Below are 2,133 nucleotides of genomic sequence, written 5' to 3' on the forward strand. Positions count from 1 at the left end.
CCTGCAACTAACGTGGGGACATAGGGAGGGAGTTGCTGAATTCGTTTATGCCTTATGTCGAAAAAGACTAAGAAACCCTCTCCTTATTTAGTTGCCAAGAGATGGCTTTTCTGCTTTTACCGCCAATATTCCTGCTTTCTTATCAGGCAATTATTGCTGCCAGAGGAAATGCATTATAATCCGTCAGTTTACGTGGGCAGGCACACCGGAAGAAAGGGGCGGCCGTTGTCTATGCTGTACAAACAGGAAAAAGGAGCCTCATCGATTTTACAAAACACATGCTCATAGAAAAGGGGCGCCCAAGTTTCCTGTAAACTGGCTTGTATCTCTGGATTCATCTCTGAAAAACTATTAAATAGTTCTCCTTGTAAGTGGTCTTTGTTTTCCCGGAACATTTGAATCCTCCCTGATCGCATTTTTTAGTTTATTGTCAGATATCTCTCTATCTCTTTATTATACTTCAATATTTACCCTTATTTCTTCTGTTGTCTCAGAAACTAATTTTTGTTATTCTCTGGGGTTTTTGCAGGGGGATCATATATAGGAAATCTCAGCATTTTACAGCACGGAGCAAACCTGCTGGGTCCGTTTGGCCGTCTGTTGGGCCTGGATGGCTTTACACTAATGGCATTCATCCTTGGTCTACCGGCCAATGAGATTGTCATTCCTATTTTGGTAATGAGTTACATGTCCGCCGGCCAGATGATTGAATTAGACAATCTGCAGACCTTGCGGGAACTCTTTCTCGCTAATGGATGGACCTGGCTGACGGTGGTATGTACAATGCTGTTCTGCCTAAACCATTATCCCTGTGGAACAACACTGTTGACCATTAAGAAAGAAACTCAGAGCATAAAATGGACCCTCATAACATTTGCCATTACGACTGCTACAGGAATTATTCTGTGTTTTGTCGTTGCTCAAAGTGTACGATTGTTGGGGCTGGTTTGAGAATAGAAAACTCAAGCTTGATTCATTTGTTTTCTATAATAACATATCACGCAGCTTAACATCAGGATGGTGATACCGTTCGGATTTGCCGCTCAATATACCTCCGAAAACAGCCTTTTGCGGACACCACACAAAGCAGGAAAGGCAAGATTCACAATGATGCTGCCATACCGGTTTGTTATCAATAATTTCGATATTACCGACCCGGCACACCTTGGCGCAAATCCCGCAGCCGTTACAATTCTCATCCACATAGTAGCTCTGGTCGAGTAAACGGACAGTATCATCAAAATTTGCGTTCGGATCTTTGGACAGTTTTCTGTAGTTTTTTAGGATTAAATAATGCATTAACAAACCGAGAGGATAAACTAAAGCTCTGATTAACGGATTCATGGTTGTAATTTTGCTTTCCTTTTGGTCTTTAACCTTTTCACAGATATCGTCCAGTCTCCGGTTCCAATCTCGGAATCTTTTTTGCTGTTCTTCACTTTGAGTAAAGGGTGGGCAATTAAAAGGCATTTTAATTGTGAATCCTGCTGCAAGTTTTCCACCCTTGGCTTTGATCAACTTTTGTATATTTATTAGCGCATCTCCCGACCCGGCTCCGCAAGTACAGACTGCAAAAATGTAGGTTGACGTTACATTCTCCATCTTTGCTAAAAAACTCCTTACAATAGATGGGACCCCGCCATTGACCGCGTTATGGATCGGAAAAATAATACCAATAACATCTGCGTCAGAATTTATCGTTTGTGTTTGCGGCATCGCGGCAATAGAGATTAATTTTCCATCCAATTGTCTGGCAATATCTCTAGCAACGACCAGAGAATTCCCTGTGCCCGAAAAATAATAAATCTCGGTAACCATAATAAAACCCCCTTCAGGTAGCTCCATGGCCCAATTGGTCACACACCCCTCTCAGAACCGTACTGGCGCTATTAACGCATACGGCTCATCATAACATCATTCACGAAATATAGCCAATGTGGGGCCTTATATTATAGATATTTACACTTATTCTGGGTTTAGGCAGAGAACATCGCCGTAGGAAAAGATTAAATTTATCCCAGTCAAAACTAGCTCGCTGACTTCTCCTGTTCAGCCACTTGAATAATAGTCGAATAGTATCATAGTAAAAGTTACTTGTTTTTAACAACGAAAAACTACCGTATAAAGCGGCAA

At 41.6% G+C, this 2,133-nt stretch carries 3 protein-coding genes and 1 pseudogene; 1 reads left to right on the plus strand and 3 read right to left on the minus strand.

Annotation, left to right across the window (positions count from 1 at the left end; translation table 11 throughout):
* Positions 1-188 precede the first annotated feature (188 nt).
* Positions 189-395, minus strand: a complete 207-nt coding sequence (locus tag DEH07_12560) for a hypothetical protein (protein HBY05305.1) — start codon at positions 393-395, stop codon at positions 189-191.
* A gap of 109 nt (positions 396-504) precedes the next feature.
* Between DEH07_12560 and DEH07_12565 the strand changes: the two genes are divergently transcribed.
* Positions 505-951, plus strand: coding sequence for a hypothetical protein (locus DEH07_12565; GenBank protein HBY05306.1), 447 nt, complete (start codon positions 505-507; stop codon positions 949-951).
* Positions 952-984: 33 nt separating this feature from the next.
* Here DEH07_12565 and DEH07_12570 read toward each other — a convergent pair whose 3' ends face one another.
* Both DEH07_12570 and DEH07_12575 read right to left on the minus strand, forming a co-directional pair.
* A complete protein-coding gene (locus DEH07_12570) occupies positions 985-1,818 on the minus strand; it encodes a hypothetical protein (protein ID HBY05307.1) in 834 nt (277 codons plus the stop codon).
* Positions 1,819-1,918: 100 nt separating this feature from the next.
* Positions 1,919-2,068 (minus strand): annotated as a pseudogene (locus DEH07_12575) (group II intron reverse transcriptase/maturase).
* Positions 2,069-2,133: the final 65 nt, after the last annotated feature.

The sequence above is a fragment of the Desulfotomaculum sp. genome, from assembly GCA_003513005.1.
Taxonomy (GTDB): Bacteria; Bacillota; Desulfotomaculia; order Desulfotomaculales; family Nap2-2B; genus 46-80.

Bases quoted from the DNA above. Each gene is read 5' to 3' on its own strand.
- DEH07_12560 (HBY05305.1), bottom strand. From the start codon at position 395: ATGTTCCGGGAAAACAAAGACCACTTACAAGGAGAACTATTTAATAGT.
- DEH07_12570 (HBY05307.1), bottom strand. From the start codon at position 1,818: ATGGTTACCGAGATTTATTATTTTTCGGGCACAGGGAATTCTCTGGTC.